Origin of the sequence: Massilia sp. Bi118 (assembly GCF_918697865.1) — a bacterium.
Lineage (GTDB): Bacteria > Pseudomonadota > Gammaproteobacteria > Burkholderiales > Burkholderiaceae_D > Telluria.
In genome coordinates, this window is sequence record NZ_CAKKMV010000008.1 from 167,272 (window position 1) to 185,304 (window position 18,033).

Here is an 18,033-nt window from a genome sequence, read left to right on the forward strand (position 1 = left end):
TGACCCAGCAGCAGCAAACAATGGAAGCCGGCCAGGCCGCCATCGACGCGGGCGCACGCGCGCTCGAAGCCGGCAGCCTGGTCGCCTTTCCGACCGAGACCGTGTACGGCCTCGGCGCCGACGCCGAGAATCCGGCGGCCGTCGCCGCCATCTATGCCGCCAAGGGCCGTCCCCAGGATCATCCGGTGATCGTCCACGTGGCGCCGGGCGCTTCGCTCGATTACTGGTGCGCCGACATTCCCTCCGAAGCGCGCCAGCTGGCCGACGCTTTCTGGCCCGGCCCGCTGACCATGATCCTGAAGCGCGCGCCGAATATTCCCGACGCCGTCTCCGGCGGCCAGGACACGGTCGGCATCCGTTGCCCCTCGCACCCGGTAGCGATCCGCCTGCTGCAAGCCTTCAAGGGCGGGCAGGGCGGCGTTGCCGCGCCTTCCGCCAACAAGTTCGGCCACGTCAGCCCGACCACGGCCCAGCATGTGCGCGATGAATTCGGTGCAGACCCGCGGATTGCCGCGGTGCTGGACGGCGGCCAGAGCGAGGTCGGGATCGAATCGACCATCGTCGACCTGTCGCGTTTGGCTACCCACGGTCCGGTGCTGCTGCGTCCCGGCCATATTTCGGCAGAAAGCATTGCCGCCGTGATCGACCAGATGCCGGCACGACCGGACGCCCTCGGGGCAGACCCCTCGGCCCCGCGCGCTTCCGGCACGCTGGAATCGCATTACGCCCCGCACACGCCGGTGGCGATGCAGGACACCGCCACCCTGGCCTCCACATTGGCGCGCCTGCATGGGGCAGGGCGCAAGGTTGCGCTGATCCATTACTCGCCGCTGCCCGCCGTGCACGCGGAAGTCGCACTGCCGGCCACGCCGGAAGGCTTTGCCCACGCGCTGTACGCCGCGCTGCGCGCGATGGACGGCGTGGGCGCCGACCTGATCCTGGTCGAAGCGCCACCGCAGGACGGCGCCTGGCTGGGCGTCAACGACCGCCTGCGCAGGGCCGCGCATGGGTCGAGCGGGATTGTGCACGGACTGATAAACAACACTCCTACCTTCTGATACAAAGCTGGGCTTCTCAAAAACGCATGCAGAAGGCATGCTTGTCGGAAATTTAGTTGTCCCGTCGTCCCCGCGCAGGCGGGGACCCAAGTTTGCTTGCGCTAACGATACGCGAACAGAACTTGGGTCCCCGCTTTCGCGGGGACGACGTGTTTTATAGCCCCGTTTTATCAGAAGGACAATCCATGCGTTCGTTCCAAACCCTGGCCCTCAGCCTCGGCCTGGGCATGCTGCTTGCCGCTTGCAGCGGCGGCACCACCACCGGCGGCACGCCGGCCGGCGTCACCAATCCCGCACCGCTTCCCGTGCCCATCCGCGGCAGCCTGGTCGGCCAGGCCGCATCGGTCGCCGTGAATATCGCCGGCGCCAGCCTGACCACCCTGTCGCCGAGCGTGCTGGCCGGCTTCCTCGAATCGGCCCAGACCGGCACCCTGGCCGTGGCCGGCCAGCCGCAGTGCGCGGTCTCGGTCTACCGCGTGCACTACAACACCATCGGCGGCGCCGGCGAACCGACCGATGCCAGCGCGGCCATCTTCGTGCCGACCGGCAGCGGCAGTTCCTGCGGCAATTCGCGTCCTGTGCTGCTGTACGCTCACGGCACCTCGCTGCAGAAGTCCTACGACATGGCCGACATCGCCAACAACACGGAAGCGCGCCTGGCCGCCGCCGTGTTCGCGGCCCAGGGCTTCATCGTCGTCGCGCCGAATTACGCCGGCTATGGCGGCTCGTCGCTGGGCTACCACCCCTACCTCGACCGTGTGCAGGAAGGGGCGGACATGATCGACGCCCTGCGTGCGGCGCGCAGCAGCTTCACGGCCATCGGCGTGCGCGATTCGGGCAAGCTGCTGGTGACGGGTTATTCGCAGGGCGGCTATGTGGCGCTGGCGGCCCAGCGCGCGATGCAGGACCTGAACAACGCCGAGTTCACGCTGACAGCCGCGGCCGGCATGTCGGGGCCGTATGCGCTCTCGCGCTTCGGCGACGAGCTGTTCGGCGGCGCGCCGCGTGATGGCGCGACCGTGATCGTGCCGACCATCATCAACGCGGCCCAGCACGCCAGCGCAGCCATCTATGGCAAACCGGCGGACGTGTACGAGGCGCAGTACGCCGCCACCATTACCGACCTGGTGCCGGGCTCCTTGGGCAGCAGCGAGCTGGTCAGCCTGGGCAGGCTGCCGGCCACGGCGCTGTTCGCGGCCGACTCGATGCCGCAAACGCCGGGCTATACCCAGTATTTCGGCGCCGGCAACCTGATCCGCAGCGATTACCGTGCCGCCTATCTGGCCGACCTGGCGGCGCATCCCTGCGAGCAGAGCGCCGGCGCCCCGCTCAACTGCGCGCCGGCGCACAGCCTGCGCAAGTGGCTGCTGCGCAACGATCTGCGCAGCTATCTGCCGATGGCGCCGACCCTGCTGTGCGGCGGCCATGACGATCCGACCGTGCCCTATTTCAATACGACGGCGGCAGCGGCCTATTTCCGTGCCCGCGGCGCCGCGGTCACCGAGCTCGACATCGACGATACGCCCAGCCTGAACGACCCCTTCCGCAGCGCCAAGTCCGGCTTCGTCGCCGCCCGCACCATCCTGCGGGCGGCCAACGGCGACGGCGCCGTCGCATCGAGCTACCACGCCGGCCTGGTGGCGCCGTTTTGCATGGCTGCCACACGGGATTATTTCGAGTCCGTCCTGGCCGTGAAGGGTTGAGCGCCAATACATTTTTCCCGTATGACAAGCTCAGCGGCGTTGCTATAATCCCCAGCGCTGCCGGGCTTCGTCCGTACTGTGTTGCAAATTTAGTTTCCTGAACGCGATACGGAAGGCTTTCCCTATACAACCAAGCTGAACACTGGCATATTAGTTGTGATACGAATAGCACGGGCGTTCGTTTCAAAAGCAAAGAAAAACCTCATCTAGGAGACACAATGCGTAAGACCTCTTTCGCGCTCGCGCTGCTGACCGCAGCCGTTCTGACCGCCTGCGGTGGCAACGGCCCAAGTGCTGGCGACCAGACGCCCAAGACCAAGTTCAGCAACCAGATCACCTTTGGCGATAGCCTTGCCGACGTTGGCAGCTACGCCGTCGGCACCGTCGCAGCCCTTGGCGGTGGCCAGTTCAACATCAATGGCAACAATACCGCGGTCGCCCCTGAATTGACCGGCAAGAACTTTACCCAGCTTATCGCAGCCCAGCTTGGCCTGCCGGCCCCGTGCGCGGCCCAGACCGGCTTGCTGGGCAGTGCGGCCGCAGGCTTCTCGGTCCCGGTGACCGACCATCCGGAATGCTTCGGCTACGCCATGGGCGGCGCCCGCGTAACGAATCCGATCGGCCCGCGCAACAAGGCGCTCGACAAGCCGGGCGCGGTGTCGTTCGGCGCACTGACCGTCCCGGTCGTGACCCAGATCGCTAATCACCTGAAAAAGGTCGGCGGCAAGTTCAAGGGCGATGAACTGGTCATCGTCATGGCAGGCGGCAACGACGCGCTGCAACAGCTCGACGACCTGTCGACCGCGGCCACTGCTGCCGGCGGCCAGGCCCTGGCGCAAAGCCTGGTGACCCAGCTGGCACCGGGCACCGCCAACCCGGCAACCGGCGCCGCCGCCATCGGTGCAGCGATTCAGGCCGAAGCCGTCAAGCCGACCGCGACTGCGCAGAGCATCATCGGCGCAGCAATCACCGCCGCCGCCATGAACGGCAACACCACCGCTCCCGCCAAGGCAGCCACCATCGGCGCCACCGCCGGCGCCGCCGCGCAAGCCGCCGGCCTGAAGTACTCGGCCGACCACGGTGCGGACGTGGTCAAGAACATGGCCACTGCCGGCGCCGAGCTGGGCGCACTGGTCAAGACCCAGATCCTGGCCAATGGCGCAGGTTATGTGATCGTGAACAACCTGCCGGACGTGTCGATTTCGCCGTCGGCCAAGGCGCAGTCGGCCGACACACAGAAGCTGATCGCCGCCATGGTCGACGCCTTCAACTCGCAGCTGAAGGCAGCCGTCGGCGCCGAGCCGAAAGTGCTGTACGTCGACGTTGCCGCCGTCAGCCACGACCAGGCCGTCAACCCGGGACCTTACGGCCTGACCAATACCACCACCCCGGCTTGCGACCTGAGCCCCGCCAAGAATCCGCTCGGTTCCGCGCTGGTCTGCAACAAGAACAACCTGATCGCTGGCGATGTCAGCCACTACATGTTCGCCGACGCCGTGCACCCGACCCCGTTCGAGTACGCGCTGCTCGCGCGCTACGTGCTGGAGCAGATGACCGTCAAGGGCTGGCTGTAATTTTCGCGAACAGGAATCAGGAGAAAATATGAAAGTAAATAAAAATGTCGTGAAGATGCTGGCCGCGGCGGGCATCCTGGCAGCCGCGAACGGCGCCATGGCGCAGTCGCAGGGCCAGTTCACCGTGTCGGTGGGCGCCAACATGCTGAAGCCGAACGTGACCAGCGGCGTGATCTCGGCGCCGGCGCTGCCGAACTCGCAGGGCGATGTCTCGAAGGACACCCAGCCGGTGGCCGTCATCACCTATGGCCTGACCGACAACATCTCGGTCGAGTCGGCGATCGGCACCCCGTACAAGCACAAGATCTACGGCGCCGGCGCGATTACCGGCACCGGCCAGCTGGGCACCGTGCAAGCCCTGCCGGCGATCGCCCTGGTGCAGTACCGCTTCTTCTCGCCGGATGCGATGATCCGTCCGTTCATCGGCCTGGGCGTGACCTATGCGATGTTCCAGAAGGAGCGCGGTTCGTTCGCGATGACCGCCCTGACCAACCCGGGCGGCGGCACCCCGACCACCTTCAGCATCGACAACAAGTGGACCTACTCGGGCCAGCTGGGCCTGCAGGTCAACGTCACGCCGAAGTGGTTCGCCAACGTGTCCTACATCAAGACCAAGCTGAGCACCGACGTGCACTTCTCGACCGGCCAGTACCAGCACATGAAGCTGGATCCGGACTCGTACATCGTGTCGGTCGGCTACAAGTTCTGAGCCGGTTCCACGCCTTGAAAACCCCGCTTCGGCGGGGTTTTTTCATGGCCGCTCACGAAAAGGTGGCGCGGTAGGCGGGCGGCAGGGCGATGTCGTAGAAGACGTCGCTGAAGGCCGCCACGATCAGCACCGCCATGACCGCGCCGAATGCGATGCCGCCCCAGGCCAGGCGCGCTCGCGCGGCCAGCGGCATGCGCGCCGCCGGCAGGCGCCGCAGCGCGCAGGCCAGATGAACGAACAGCGCCGCCACCGCCAGGCCGTAGTAGGGCACGAAGAACAGCGGCCAGGGCCGGACCTGCAGGCCGGCCGCGGCATAGTAGAAGTTCGTGTCCAGCCGCAGCAGCATGCGGCCAAGCAGCACCGAGGCCACGTGCACGAGCAGGAAGAAGGCGAGATAGGCACCCGACAGCGCCTGCAGCCGGTCGAACGGCAGGCGGCGCTGCCCGCGGCGGCGCCACAGCAGCCGCAGCCCCGACCCCGCCTGCAGCGCGACGGCGGCCAGCAGCAGCGCCTCGACCGCCGGCACGCGCGTCATCGTCCGCACGCCCTGCATGAAGGCGATGTGCGCGGCGATGCCTTTCAAGGCCATCAGATGGTTCACGAGGTGCACCAGCACGTAGAGGCCGGTAAGGGCGGCGGCGATGCGGTGCAGGCGGCGCGCGAGATCGATGCGCCTATCCATGGAAGGGGCAGGCATGCAGGCCGGCAGGCGAGGGCGCCGGCGCGGCCCGCGCGGGCCCGGGCACGCGCGCCGTCAACAGCAGCCGCAAGCCGCCCGCGGGCCGCAAGGTCACCTGCATCTTCGCTTCGGGCACACCCTGGCCGGGCGCCGGCGCCAGCGTGAAGCGCTGCACCAGCATGGCCAGCGCCAGCGTCATCTCCATCATGGCAAAACCGTTGCCGATGCAGACGCGCGGCCCGGCGCCGAAGGGAACATAGGCGCCGCGCGGCAGCTCGCGCGCCGCATCGCCCAGGAAGCGCCCGGGGTCGAAGCCTTCGGGCCGAGGGAACCAGCGCGCATCGCCTTGCGGGACGAAGAAGGGGATCGTGACCAAGCTGCCTTTGGTCACCAGCCAGTCGCCGATGCGCACGTCCTCGACCGCGCGCCGCATGATTACCCCCGGCACCGGCGGATAGCGGCGCAGGGTTTCCTTGACCACGGCCGCCAGCAGGGGCAGGCGCGGCACATCGTCCATCGTGGGCGCACGCGCGCCGAGCACGCCGTCGGCTTCGGCGGCCACGCGCGCGGCCAGGGCAGGATCGGCGGCCAGCGCCCAGGCGGCCCAGGCCAGCGCGGTGGCGGTGGTCTCGTGGCCGGCCAGGAAGATGGTCATCAGCTGGTCGCGGATTTCGTCGTCGGGCAGCGCGGCGCCATCGCCTTCCTCGTCGCGCGCCGTGAGCAGCATGCCGAGCAGGTCCTCCCCCGCGCTGGCGCCGGCCTTCATCGCTGCGCGGCGCTTCCCGATATGCGAGCGCACCAGGCCGTCGAGCAGGCGCAGCTCGCGGCGTTTCATGCCCTGGCGCGGCAGCGGCGCCCAGGCGGGAATCGCGAAGGGGAGGAACATCTCGGCGTAGCCGATCGCGGACAGATTGCGGATCGCCTGCTCGATGCGCGCCGTGTCTTCTTCGACCCGGCTGCCGAACATGGTGCGCAGGATGATGTCCATGGCCAGCATGTTCATCGTGTGCTCGGCGTCGACCGTCGTGGCGCCGTCGGGCGGCAGGCTGGCGAAGGCATGTTCGGCGGCAGCCGTCACCTGGTCCGCGTAGGCCTCGAAGCGCTTCGGGCTGAAGGCGGGCAGCAGGGTGCGGCGCTGGCGCTGCCAGGTGGCGCCTTCGGTGATCATCAGGCTTTGCCCGTGCAGCTGGCGCATGACGGCGATGTGCTGCTCGTAGCGGACGAAGGAGCGCGCCTTGTCGACCAGCGCTTCGCGCACCTGGTCCGGGTGCATGAAGGCGTAATGATGAAACCAGCCCTGGCGCATGTAGACCGTGTCGCCAAACTGGCGCTGGGCTTCGCGCCAGAAGCCGAGGTAGTCGCGTTGCATGTCGGCCAGCAGGCGCAGGCCGAAGGCGCGGTCACGTGGACCGGGCGGGCGGAGGATCGTCGTCATCGTCTTTGGTGAAGGCATCGGAAAAGGTCAGCCGGTAAACCCAGTCAGCTTCTTCGCGCATGGCGTCGCGCGCCAGTTGGGCAGGGGTGCGTCCGGTCTGCGCCTTGCACTCGCGCGCCATGTGCGACTGGTCGGCGTAGTCGCAGTCCAGCGCATGATCGGCCCAGTCGATCTGCTGGCCGGCCAGGTGGCGCCGCTGGGCGGCCAGGAAACTGCGCTCGCCGCGGCGCAGGCGGTTCAGGGTCTGCAGATTGGCGCCTGCTTCGCGCAGGGCCAGGCGCTGCAGCTGGCGCGGGCCGATCCCGAGCAGGCCGGCGGCCATGCCCAGGGTGATGCGGCTGCCCATGCGGCGGATGCGCAGCCAGGCCGGCAGCTTGTGGTGCCGGGCGTGTTCGGTGACGCAGTCTTCGACCAGGGCCTGGCGCACGCTGTGCGACGCGGCCGCGAATACGGCCTCGGCCAGTTCGCGGCCGCGCGCCGGCAGCACGTCGTTCGCGGGCAGGAATTTGTTCTGCAGTTGCGCCAGGTCGACATCGAACAGGGACTGGAAGGCATCCGGGTAAAACATCGCCATGAAGCCATGGGTATCGCCGCGGTTGCGCGAGACGATGGGCTGGGTCTGGCAACCGCTGACCATGCAGCCCGACAGCACCAGGCCTTGCTGGCCGCCGGCATCGCTCAGCAGCTCGGCCTCGCCCTCCAGGAACCAGGTCATCACGCAATGCGCGCTGGCCGGAAAGCGGTTCAGCAGCTGTTCGCCCTGCAGTGCGCAATGCCGCGTGTCGCGCAGCATGAAGGCGCGCACGAAGGGCGCCACTTCCACCGAGGGCTGGTAGAGGCGGGCGCTGGGCGATCGCAGGGAAGACGGAGCGTTCATGGCTAGTATTGTGGAATTGTCATTCCCTGCAATATAGAACGATCGCGACATGCGGGCATAAAAAAACCCGCACGGCGGCGGGTTTTCGTGGGGCAGCCTGGCTTAGAAGGCCGCGATGCCGGTTTGCGCACGGCCCAGGATCAGGGCGTGGATGTCGTGCGTGCCTTCGTAGGTGTTGACCACCTCGAGGTTGACCATGTGACGGATGATGCCGAACTCGTCCGAGATGCCGTTACCGCCGAGCATATCGCGCGCGGTGCGGGCGATGTCCAGCGACTTGCCGCAGGAATTGCGCTTCATGATCGAGGTGATCTCGACCGCCGCCGTGCCTTCGTCTTTCATGCGGCCCAGGCGCAGGCAGCCCTGCAGGCCCAGCGTGATCTCGGTCTGCATGTCGGCCAGTTTCTTTTGCACCAGCTGATTCGCGGCGAGCGGCTTGCCGAACTGCTTGCGGTCCAGCACATACTGGCGCGCGGTGTGCCAGCAGTCTTCCGCCGCGCCCAGCGCACCCCAGGCGATGCCGTAGCGGGCCGAGTTCAGGCAGGTGAACGGGCCCTTCAGGCCGCGCACCTCCGGGAAGGCGTTTTCTTCCGGGCAGAACACTTCGTCCATGACGATTTCGCCGGTGACCGAGGCGCGCAGGCCGAACTTGCCGTGGATGGCGGGAGCGGACAGGCCTTTCCAGCCCTTCTCGAGCACGAAGCCGCGGATCGCGCCTTCGTCGTCCTTGGCCCAGACCACGAACACGTCGGCGACCGGCGAGTTGGTGATCCACATCTTCGAGCCGCTCAGCGAGTAGCCGCCGTCGACCTTGCGCGCGCGGGTGACCATCGACGCCGGGTCGGAGCCGTGGTTCGGCTCGGTCAGGCCGAAGCAGCCGATCCATTCGCCGGTGGCCAGTTTCGGCAGGTATTTCTGCTTGGTCTCTTCATTGCCGAATTCATGGATCGGCACCATCACCAGCGAGGACTGCACGCTCATCATCGAGCGGTAGCCGGAATCGACGCGCTCGACTTCGCGCGCGATCAGGCCGTAGCTGACGTAATTCAGGCCGGGGCCGCCGTACTGTTCCGGAATGGTCGGGCCCAGCAGGCCGAGTTCGCCCATTTCGCGGAAGATGGACACGTCCATGGTCTCGTGGCGGAAGGCTTCGAGGACGCGGGGCCTGAGCTTGTCCTGGCAATACGCCGCGGCGGCGTCGCGCACCATGCGCTCTTCATCAGTCAGCTGCTGGTTCAGCAGCAGCGGGTCATCCCAGTGAAATTGGGCTTTGCGGGGCGAATCGGAACGGCTCATGCACGGGACTCCTGTCTCAGAAGAATCTTGTTGGACGTGGGGCGGTCTGGCGCCGCCCGAGTCTAGGCATTATAGGAATCGCGGGTGCTGGCGGCTTTTGAAATGGCGACAGTTATTTTCATTTTCGTCACTGCGGTTTGGGCAGCGGGCTGAAAACCGGGGTCAGAGCCCAAGCAATCAACACCGGGCTCTGACCCCTAGCGCCGCCACTGAGCACCGGGGTCAGACCCCAGGCAATCAAGACCGGGGTCTGACCCCTGTTATACCGAACTGGCCGCCGTGGAAGATCAGGGCCGGCTGCGGATGCACGGCGCATTCTTCGACTTCGCCGACGAAGATCACATGGTCGCCTTCCGGGTAGCGGCTGCGGTTGTGGCATTCGAACCAGGCGGTCACGCCCTTCAGGATGGGCTGGCCGGTGCGCGAGAGTTCGTAGTCGGTGCTGGCGAAGGGATCGGCGCCGCGGCGGGAGAAGCGGCGCGCCAGTTCTTCCTGGCCGGCGGACAGCACGTTGATCACGTAATGCGAGTTGCCGGTGAAGATGGGCAGGCTGTTGGCCTTGTCGGAAAGGCTCCACAGCACCAGCGGCGGTTCCAGTGAGACGGAGTTGAAGGAACTGGCGGTCAACCCGCGGAAACTGCCGTCGGCCAGGCGGGTGGTAATGACGGTGACGCCCGTCGCAAACTGGGACAGGGCCTGGCGGAAATGCGCGGAATCGAAACCGCGCTCGATGGAGCGGGGAGAGCTGGTGTTCATCTACGCCATTATGCCACCAACGGCCCGGCTGCCTGGAGCCGCTTCACCTGGGAAATGCATGGGCGTGCGCTTTCGGTTACAGTGAAGGAATCGATAACAACCCTCCCAAGGACATCGTATGAGCCAGCAATCGGCAAGCGACGTGGCAATCCTGGGCGGCGGCTGTTTCTGGTGCCTGGAAGCGGTGTACCTGGAAGCGCGCGGCGTGACCCGCGTCGAATCCGGCTACATGGGCGGCGCCGCCGCCAACCCGACCTATGAACAAGTGTGCGCCGGCACTACCGGACACGCGGAAGTCGTGCGCCTGGAGTTCGATCCGAGCGTCATTTCCTACCGCGACATCCTCGAGATCTTCTTCACCATCCACGACCCGACCACCCTGAACCGACAGGGCAACGACGTCGGCACCCAGTACCGCTCCGTCATCTTCACCACGTCGCCGGAACAGGATGCGATGGCGCGCAAGGTGATGGCGGAGATGGCGGCGGTGTGGGACGCGCCCATCGTCACCCAGGTGCTGCCGGAAGAAACCTGGCACAAGGCCGAGGACTACCACCAGAACTATTTTGCGCAGCATCCGCTGCAGGGTTACTGCGCTTTCGTGGTGGCGCCGAAGGTGGCGAAGTTTCGCAAGATGTTTGCGGACCGGATGAAATGATCATTTCAATGTCGCGTCGATAACAAATCGACCGCACCGCTGCCGTCATACATGTACCGCCGCGACCACGGCATCTGCGCCGGATCCTGCCCCGCCTTCCCGCACACGATCTGGTACAGGCTGATCCAGTCGTGCGCGAAGGCATAGGCGCAGCCGGCCAGGTACACGTGCCAGATGCGGAAGGTCTTGGGGTCGGCCAGCTGGCGGATGCGCGCGGCGTTGGTCTCGAAATTGTCGGTCCAGATCGCGCAGGTGCGCGCATAGTGGCGGCGCAGGTTTTCGACGTCGCGCACTTCGAGCCCGCCTTCCTGCATGGTGCGGATCACGGTGGACAGGTGGGCCAGTTCGCCGTGCGGGAACACGTAGCGGTCAATGAATTCGCCGCCGCCCCAGGGGCTGGCGCGCTGTTCGACGTCGGTGGTCGTGATGCCGTGGTTCATCGCCACGCCGCCCGGCGCCAGCAGTTGGTTGATGCGGCCGAAGTACTCGGACAGGTGCTGCACGCCCACGTGCTCGAACATGCCGACGCTGGTGATGCGATCGAATTCGCCGGCGACGTCGCGGTAATCCTGCAAGCGAATCTCGATGCGGTCCTGCAGCCCGGCCCGCGCCACCCGTTCGCGCGCCAGTTCGAACTGGTTCTGCGACAGCGTCACGCCGACGCAACGGGCGCCGAATTTCTGCGCCGCCCGCAGCACCAGCGCGCCCCAGCCGCAGCCGATGTCGAGCAGGGTATGGCCCGGCTGCACGCCGATCTTGGTGAGGATGTGGTCGATCTTTTTGGTCTGCGCGGTGGCAAGGTCTTCGTCGCCGGTCTCGAAGTAGGCGCACGAATACACCATGCCCGGATCGAGGAATTCCTTGTAGAAGGCGTTGGAGACGTCGTAGTGGTAGCGGATCGCCTCGGCGTCCTTTTCGCGCGTGTGCGGCGAGACCATGCGCAGGGCGCTGGCCATCCGGCTGTGACGGGCCGGCTTGCCGGTCGATTCGGCCAGGGAATTGCCGATCTGGATCATGTCGGCCGCGCTACCCTCGATCTCGAGCGCGCCTTCGACATAGGCTTCGCCCAGGTTGCCGAGGGTCGGCGACAGCAGGTAGTGCAGGCTGCCGGGGCCCGGCACGCGGATGGTGACGCGCGGTTGCTCGGATGAGAGGTCGACCTGCTCGCCGTTCCATAGTTCCACGCGCAGCGGCAGCTTGTATTTGTCACGAATGCCTGCGGTCCAGGCGGATAACTTGATCTGGTCGAACACGCGATACCCCTCCGGCTGACGGGGCATCGCCGACCTTCGCGGCCGTGAAGCCCCTTACGGTTGCAAACGCTGCCGCGTCCAGCTGCCGTCATCCTGACGCGTGTACACGACACGGTCGTGGAAGCGTGAACGCCGCCCCTGCCAGAACTCGATCCGTTCCGGCACCAGTCGAAACCCGCCCCAGTTGTCTGGCCGCTGGGGCGTTTCTCCAACCTGTCGCGCAACGTCCTCGTAGTTGTGTTCGAGATCTGCGCGGCTGGCGATCGGCGCGCTCTGTTGGGACGCAATCGCCGACAGCCGGCTCTTCAGCGGCCGGCTGTTGAAGTATTTATCGCTTTCCTCGGCTGAGGTACGCTCGACCTTTCCTTCGATTCGCACTTGCCGTTCAAGTTCACTCCAAAAGAATAGCAGAGATGCAAATGCATTGCCGTTCAATTGTTTTCCCTTCTGGCTATCATAGTTCGTGTACCAGGTGAAACCGCGCTCGTCGAACTGCTTGATCAGCACGATGCGCGAGCTCGGCCGGCCGCGCTCGTCGACGGTCGACACGCCCATCGCATTCGGCTCGTTGACCTCGGCCTTCAGGGCTTCCTCGAACCAGCGGGTGAACTGCTGGACCGGGTCGTCGGCGACGTCTTTTTCGTCGAGGCTGGCCTGGCCATAGTCCTTGCGCAGGTCAGCCACGCGTTCGCCTACCGAGACAGTGGTCGGCGTTGCGGCCACACTGCCGCCCGGCATCGCCACATCCGGCACGCCTGCCGAAGCCGCCGGCTCGATGCCGCGGCGGCGCTGCATGGCCCGGCCCAGCTGCTTCATCTGCTGTGCATCAAACAGGCGCAGCGCCATTGGGGCCATCGTGCTTTCTTCGCGCTCCATATGGTTGAGATAACGCTGGCTGAAGCGCTGCACCGTGCTGCTGGAGAGCTGGGCGCCAGAACCATCCGCGATGGCCGCCAGCTGCTCGTGCAGGTCTTGCCACATCGCGTCCATGTCCTTGTGGTCCTGCAGGATCACCGGCGCCAGCGCCTGCAGGGTGGCGGCGTCCTCGCCCCGGGCGACGGCGCGCAGCATCGGGATCAGGTCCTGCTCCTCGTCCTCGTGGTGCAGGTGGGCGGCCTTTTCGAAGTAGCGCAGCACGGCAGCGGCGGCCTGGCGCGCCTGCTGGTCGGCGCCATGTTCTGGCAGGTGGGCCAGCAGTTTTTCCAGGGTCGCCAGCTGCTTGCGGATGCGGCCGTGGCAATGCTTGAGCACGGCGACCGGCTGGTCGAAATCGGGGGCGGTGTCGGGAAGAAGCTCGTTCATGGTGGCTGTTGCGGACGAGGGAATCGACCGCAAAATTTGATTGACTGAAAGTTATTTTAGAGCAAGGACGGGGATTCCGTCCGGTAAAATGGCGGGATCATGACGACACTTCCTTCTTCCTTGCTTGCGCCGGCTGGCGCGGACTTCGATGACGAAGTCGACTTCGAACGCCGCTTCGGCGGCATCGCCCGTCTCTACGGCGAGCGTGCACTGGAACGCTTCCGCAAGGCGCACGTTTGCGTCATCGGCGTGGGCGGCGTCGGCTCCTGGATCGTCGAGGCCCTGGCCCGCAGCGCGATCGGCAAACTCACGCTGATCGACCTCGACAACGTGGCCGAATCCAACATCAACCGTCAGATCCAGGCGCTGTCGACGACCATCGGCATGCCCAAGATCGAGGCGCTGAAACAGCGCATCGCGCTGATCAATCCGTACTGCGAAGTCGAGCTGATCGAGGAGTTCATCGACCTGGACAACATCCCGCAGATGGTCGCGCCCGGCAAATACGACTACGTGTTCGACGCCATCGACAGCGTCAAGGCCAAGGCGGCCCTGATCGCCCACTGCCGCGACCATGCGATTCCGCTGATCGTGATCGGCGGCGCCGGCGGCCAGCTAGATCCCACGAAAATCGAGGTGCGCGACCTCGCCCGCACCGAGCAGGAGCCGCTGCTGAAGAAGGTGCGCAAGATCCTGCGCGCCCAATACGGTTTTGCCAAGGGCGAAAAGCACAAGTACCACATCGACGCCGTGTTCTCGATGGAGCCGCTGCGCTATCCGGAAGCGGGCGATGCCTGCGAGATCGATGCCAACAGCATCACCGGCCTGAATTGCGCGGGCTTCGGCTCGAGCATGGTGGTGACCGCGACTTTCGGCATGGTCGCCGCGGGGCATATGCTGCGCAAGATGGCGGAGGCGGCGCATGCCGTCGTCGCGCCGGTCGTGGCACCCGTGCATATCGCGGCGCCTGCCGCCAACGATGCTGGGCAAGCAGAGGTGGCCTTGTTATCATAGGTTCAGTTTTTACTGATCCATGAAAGAGGCCCAATGATTCGTCGCATCGCCTTTCTGAGCCTGCTGCTGGCGGCCACCACCGCCGGCGCCCAGGACTCCACCCAGACCCCGGCCCAGACCGCGGCCGTCACCCCGGACAGCGCCCAGCAGACCACCGAGCAGGCGGCCCAGCCGGCCGTCCAGTCCACCGCCCCACAGATCCAGGTCATCGACACCGTCGTCGGCAAGGGCAAGGAAGCCACGGTCGGCAGCACCGTCTTCGTCAACTACACGGGCTGGTTCTACAAACCCATGGCCAAAAAGCAGCGCGGCCGCAAGTTCGATTCCTCGCTGGACGCCGGCCGCAGCCCGCTCGATTTCCAACTCGGCGCCGGCCGCGTCATCAAGGGCTGGGAGCAGGGCGTGGTCGGCATGAAGGTGGGTGGCAAGCGCACCCTGATCATCCCGAGCGACCTGGCCTATGGCAAGCGCGGCTCGCCCGGACCGGGCGGCATTCCGCCGGATTCCGATCTCATCTTCGACGTGGAACTGCTGGACGTAAAGTAAAGTAAGCGTCCAAAACCGTCGCGAGCGGAAGCAGTTCGGGGCGAGAAGCGCAGATGTACAATCGTACATCGAGCATCGCAGCCCCGAAATGCGACGCGCAGCAGGTTTTGGGCGCTTACGGGTCAAATGACAACTTAACAAGGCGGGGGTTCTCAATGCGCATCGCGAACGACGTTACTGAACTGATCGGTAATACTCCACTGGTGCGCATCCGGCGCCTGTCACAGGGCGCCGGCGCGGACATTCTCGCCAAGCTCGAGTTCTACAACCCGGCCCACAGCGTCAAGGACCGGATCGGCTGGGCCATGATCGAGGCCGCCGAGCAGGCCGGCAAGATCGGCCCCGACACCATCATCGTCGAACCCACCAGCGGCAACACCGGCATCGCGCTGGCGATGGTCTGCGCGGCGCGCGGCTACCGCTGCCGCCTCATCATGCCCGAGACCATGAGCAGCGAGCGCCGCATGCTGCTGCGCGCCTACGGCGCCGAGCTGGTCCTGACGCCCGGCCCCGAAGGCATGCTGGGCGCGATCCGCCGCGCCGAGGAAATCGTCGCCTCGGATCCGAAGTGCTTCATGCCGCAGCAGTTCAACAATCCCGCCAACCCGGAAGTCCACCGCCGCACGACGGCCGAGGAAATCTGGCGCGACACCGACGGCAAGGTCGACATCCTCGTGGCCGGCGTCGGCACCGGCGGCACCATTACCGGCGTGGCCGAAGTCATCAAGGAACGCAAGCCCGGCTTCCAGGCGATCGCCGTGGAGCCGGAAGCCTCGCCGATGCTTTCGAAGGGCACCAAGGGCCCGCACCCGATCCAGGGCCTCGGCGCCGGCTTCATCCCGGCAGTGCTGAATACGAAAAGCTACGACGAGGTCATCACCGTGAAGAACGAGGATGCCTTCGAGTTCGCGCGCGCGGCCGCGCGGGAGGAGGGCCTGCTGGTCGGGATTTCGTCGGGAGCGGCGTTGTGGGCCGCGGTGCAGGTGGCGAAGCGGCCGGAGAATGCGGGGAAGATGATCGTGACGATCATTCCGTCGTTTGGGGAGCGGTATCTCAGTACGGCCTTGTACGCCAACTTGGCCGGCTGATCTTTGCGTGGGGTGTTGAGGCCGGGGGCCTCAACACGAACGTGCCCACGAATCAACGTTCAATGTGCGTGGCCCGGATGGGCGTGGCCGTGATCTTGGCTGTGGCCATGATCATGGCCGTGGTCATGATCGTGATCGTGCTCATGCGCCCCATGCAGCGCACAGCTGCTGTGCTTCGTCGTCCCCTGTTCCACCTGCAGCGTGCAATGGTGGATCGCAAAATCCTCGCGCAGGTGTCCGACGATGTCGTCGATGACGGCATCGCCCGGATACCCGCCCGGCATCACCAGGTGGGCGGTGAGCGCGGTCTCGGTGGTGCTCATCGCCCAGATGTGGACGTCGTGCACCTCGGTGACGCCGGTCTGCGCGGCCAGGAAGGCCGTGACCTGGGTCGCATCGACGCTGGCCGGCACGCCCGCCAGCACCATCTGCAGCGACTCTTTCATGAGCGACCAGGTGCCGGCCACGATGATCACCACGATCACCAGGCTGACCGCCGGGTCGAGCCAGGTCCAGCCGGTCGACATCACCACCAGGCCGGCGATCACCACACCCAGCGACAGCGCGGCGTCGGCCGCCATGTGCAGGTAGGCGCCGCGCACGTTGATGTCGTCCTTGCTGCCGGCCATGAACAGCCAGGCCGAGAAACCGTTGATCAGCACGCCGATGCCGGCCACGATCGACACCGTGGTGCCGGCCACTTCCTGCGGATGGGCGAAGCGCAGCACCGCCTCCCAGGCGATGGCGCCGCAAGCCACCATCAGCAGCAGGGCGTTGAACAGCGCCGCCAGGATCGAGGTCCCGCGCAAGCCATAGGTGAAGCGGCGCGTCGGCGCGGTCTTCGCCAGCAGGGCGGCACCCCAGGCCAGCACCAGGCCCAGCACGTCGGACAGGTTGTGGCCGGCGTCGGCCATCAGCGCGGTCGAATTGGCGATGAAGCCGTAGACGAATTCGATGGCGACGAAGGCCGCATTCAGGACGATGGCCAGCACGAAGGCGCGGCCGGCGTCGGCCGGGGCGGGGTGGTGATGTCCGTGGCCATGGCCATGTCCGTGGTCGTGATGGTGGTGAAGGCTCATGCGTCTATTCCGTTGGGTGAGTCAGGTTCTGCGAGGTGTTCGAACATGTTGGCGAGCAGCCCGCTGATGTGGGCGTCGGCGGCGGTGTAGAACACCTGCTTGCCCTGGCGCTCGGCCTTGACGATGCGCGCCGCACGCAGCAGGCGCAGATGGTGGCTCACCAGGGAGCTGGACAGTTCCAAACTGGCCGCGATGTCGCCCACCGCGATCGGCTGCGCCAGGCAGGCCAGCACGATGCGCAGCCGGGTCGGGTCGCCCAGCAGGTGAAAGAGGTCGGCAAGTTCGTCGACCAGGTAGTCGAAGTCGTGTGGGGTGCTCATGCTTAACATGTGAAGAACTGTTCACATGTTAAGCGCAAAGCGCCGGGCGGTGCAAGTTCTTGTGTTGTGGCTGGCTGCGCGCTTAGATATCGCTCTGTGCCGGCGCGGCAGTCATGCCTGCCTTGAATCGGCGTCGGATGCGCAGCACGGACAGTCCCGTGAAGAGTGCGACGCCGATCGCAGCGGCTACTGCCCAGCCGCGATCGACCAGACCGGCGCCGGCGGCCGCGCCGCAAAGCCCGCCTGCGGCCAGGCCGGGCAGGATGACTTTGAAGGTGGCGCGGGCAAGCGTTTTCGACATGTTCACTCCCATCGTTCAGCGTCAAGGTCCGTCAACCGCGCCGACGTCGAAACCGTCGTAGTTCAGGACGCCAAACCGCGCCGCAATAGCGTAGAGCAGCTGATTGCGCTCGTCCAGGGAGGCCGGCGTATGGGTTTCGACACGATCCATGCGCAAATAAAAAACCGGATTGTCGGCGGCTTCATCCGGATCGAGCGTGCCGATAAATTCGTAACCCGACGGCGCTAGATGCGCTGCAATCGGCAGCAGCTTCTCACGATCGCGGTCGATGAAAAAGTAGGACCATCGGCACTCGTCGCCGATGTTCCAGTTGGCGCGCCCGGAAGCATGGGTGCGCCGGGTTTCCGCAAAAAATTCCTCGAGCATTGGGAGCGTAACCATGTGT

Annotated in this window: 19 protein-coding genes; 8 read left to right on the top strand and 11 right to left on the bottom strand. The window is 65.9% G+C overall.

Annotation, left to right across the window (positions count from 1 at the left end):
* The first annotated feature begins 20 nt into the window (after positions 1-20).
* The 4 genes from LQV39_RS13820 (at position 21) to LQV39_RS13835 (ending at position 5,044) form a co-directional block, all read left to right on the top strand.
* Entirely contained in the window at positions 21-1,058 is a 1,038-nt protein-coding gene (locus tag LQV39_RS13820) for an L-threonylcarbamoyladenylate synthase (RefSeq protein WP_230026683.1), read from the top strand.
* Positions 1,059-1,243: 185 nt separating this feature from the next.
* Positions 1,244-2,761 (top strand): S9 family peptidase, encoded by a 1,518-nt coding sequence (locus LQV39_RS13825; protein ID WP_230026685.1) that lies wholly within the window; start codon positions 1,244-1,246, stop codon positions 2,759-2,761.
* A 218-nt stretch (positions 2,762-2,979) separates the two neighbouring features.
* The gene (locus tag LQV39_RS13830) at positions 2,980-4,335 is read left to right on the top strand and encodes an SGNH/GDSL hydrolase family protein (protein ID WP_230026687.1); all 1,356 of its coding nucleotides are present in this window, start codon (positions 2,980-2,982) and stop codon (positions 4,333-4,335) included.
* A 28-nt stretch (positions 4,336-4,363) separates the two neighbouring features.
* Positions 4,364-5,044: an OmpW family protein gene (locus tag LQV39_RS13835; protein ID WP_230026689.1), complete on the top strand. Its 681-nt coding sequence runs from the start codon at positions 4,364-4,366 to the stop codon at positions 5,042-5,044.
* Positions 5,045-5,096: 52 nt separating this feature from the next.
* Here the strand turns inward: LQV39_RS13835 and LQV39_RS13840 are convergent, their stop codons facing one another.
* The 5 genes from LQV39_RS13840 to LQV39_RS13860 form a co-directional block, all read right to left on the bottom strand.
* Positions 5,097-5,726 (bottom strand): hypothetical protein, encoded by a 630-nt coding sequence (locus LQV39_RS13840; RefSeq protein WP_230026691.1) that lies wholly within the window; start codon positions 5,724-5,726, stop codon positions 5,097-5,099.
* Entirely contained in the window at positions 5,719-7,158 is a 1,440-nt protein-coding gene (locus LQV39_RS13845) for a cytochrome P450 (RefSeq protein ID WP_230026693.1), read from the bottom strand. The genes LQV39_RS13840 and LQV39_RS13845 overlap by 8 nt, the downstream gene beginning before the upstream one ends.
* A complete protein-coding gene (locus LQV39_RS13850) occupies positions 7,124-8,035 on the bottom strand; it encodes a helix-turn-helix domain-containing protein (RefSeq protein ID WP_230026695.1) in 912 nt (303 codons plus the stop codon). The genes LQV39_RS13845 and LQV39_RS13850 overlap by 35 nt, the downstream gene beginning before the upstream one ends.
* Positions 8,036-8,137: 102 nt before the next feature.
* Positions 8,138-9,331, bottom strand: coding sequence for an acyl-CoA dehydrogenase (locus LQV39_RS13855; protein ID WP_230026697.1), 1,194 nt, complete (start codon positions 9,329-9,331; stop codon positions 8,138-8,140).
* Positions 9,332-9,568: 237 nt separating this feature from the next.
* The gene (locus LQV39_RS13860; RefSeq protein ID WP_230026699.1) at positions 9,569-10,087 is read right to left on the bottom strand and encodes a flavin reductase family protein; all 519 of its coding nucleotides are present in this window, start codon (positions 10,085-10,087) and stop codon (positions 9,569-9,571) included.
* A 118-nt stretch (positions 10,088-10,205) separates the two neighbouring features.
* Here LQV39_RS13860 and msrA point away from each other — a divergent pair, with 118 nt between their 5' ends.
* Positions 10,206-10,745 carry a peptide-methionine (S)-S-oxide reductase MsrA gene (msrA, locus tag LQV39_RS13865; protein WP_230026701.1) on the top strand — a complete coding sequence of 180 codons (540 nt, stop codon included), beginning with the start codon at positions 10,206-10,208 and terminating at the stop codon, positions 10,743-10,745.
* 5 nt (positions 10,746-10,750) lie between these two features.
* Here the strand turns inward: msrA and LQV39_RS13870 are convergent, their stop codons facing one another.
* Positions 10,751-11,998: a cyclopropane-fatty-acyl-phospholipid synthase family protein gene (locus tag LQV39_RS13870; RefSeq protein ID WP_230026817.1), complete on the bottom strand. Its 1,248-nt coding sequence runs from the start codon at positions 11,996-11,998 to the stop codon at positions 10,751-10,753.
* 54 nt (positions 11,999-12,052) lie between these two features.
* Positions 12,053-13,300, bottom strand: coding sequence for a pyridoxamine 5'-phosphate oxidase (pdxH, locus tag LQV39_RS13875; protein ID WP_230026703.1), 1,248 nt, complete (start codon positions 13,298-13,300; stop codon positions 12,053-12,055).
* A gap of 99 nt (positions 13,301-13,399) precedes the next feature.
* Between pdxH and tcdA the strand changes: the two genes are divergently transcribed.
* From tcdA to cysK, 3 genes are all read left to right on the top strand, one after another.
* The gene (gene tcdA, locus LQV39_RS13880; protein WP_230026705.1) at positions 13,400-14,314 is read left to right on the top strand and encodes a tRNA cyclic N6-threonylcarbamoyladenosine(37) synthase TcdA; all 915 of its coding nucleotides are present in this window, start codon (positions 13,400-13,402) and stop codon (positions 14,312-14,314) included.
* Positions 14,315-14,347: 33 nt separating this feature from the next.
* A complete protein-coding gene (locus tag LQV39_RS13885) occupies positions 14,348-14,860 on the top strand; it encodes an FKBP-type peptidyl-prolyl cis-trans isomerase (protein ID WP_230026708.1) in 513 nt (170 codons plus the stop codon).
* Positions 14,861-15,015: 155 nt separating this feature from the next.
* Entirely contained in the window at positions 15,016-15,948 is a 933-nt protein-coding gene (cysK, locus tag LQV39_RS13890) for a cysteine synthase A (RefSeq protein ID WP_230026710.1), read from the top strand.
* Positions 15,949-16,007: 59 nt separating this feature from the next.
* On the opposite strand, the gene LQV39_RS13895 is transcribed toward cysK, so the two are convergent.
* The 4 genes from LQV39_RS13895 to LQV39_RS13910 form a co-directional block, all read right to left on the bottom strand.
* A complete protein-coding gene (locus tag LQV39_RS13895) occupies positions 16,008-17,027 on the bottom strand; it encodes a cation diffusion facilitator family transporter (protein ID WP_230026712.1) in 1,020 nt (339 codons plus the stop codon).
* Positions 17,024-17,347, bottom strand: coding sequence for a helix-turn-helix transcriptional regulator (locus LQV39_RS13900; protein WP_230026716.1), 324 nt, complete (start codon positions 17,345-17,347; stop codon positions 17,024-17,026). The genes LQV39_RS13895 and LQV39_RS13900 overlap by 4 nt, the downstream gene beginning before the upstream one ends.
* A gap of 82 nt (positions 17,348-17,429) precedes the next feature.
* Positions 17,430-17,648 (bottom strand): hypothetical protein, encoded by a 219-nt coding sequence (locus LQV39_RS13905; protein ID WP_230026717.1) that lies wholly within the window; start codon positions 17,646-17,648, stop codon positions 17,430-17,432.
* Between the two features lie 21 nt (positions 17,649-17,669).
* Entirely contained in the window at positions 17,670-18,029 is a 360-nt protein-coding gene (locus LQV39_RS13910; protein WP_230026718.1) for a ribonuclease E inhibitor RraB, read from the bottom strand.
* Between the last annotated feature and the right edge of the window lie 4 nt (positions 18,030-18,033).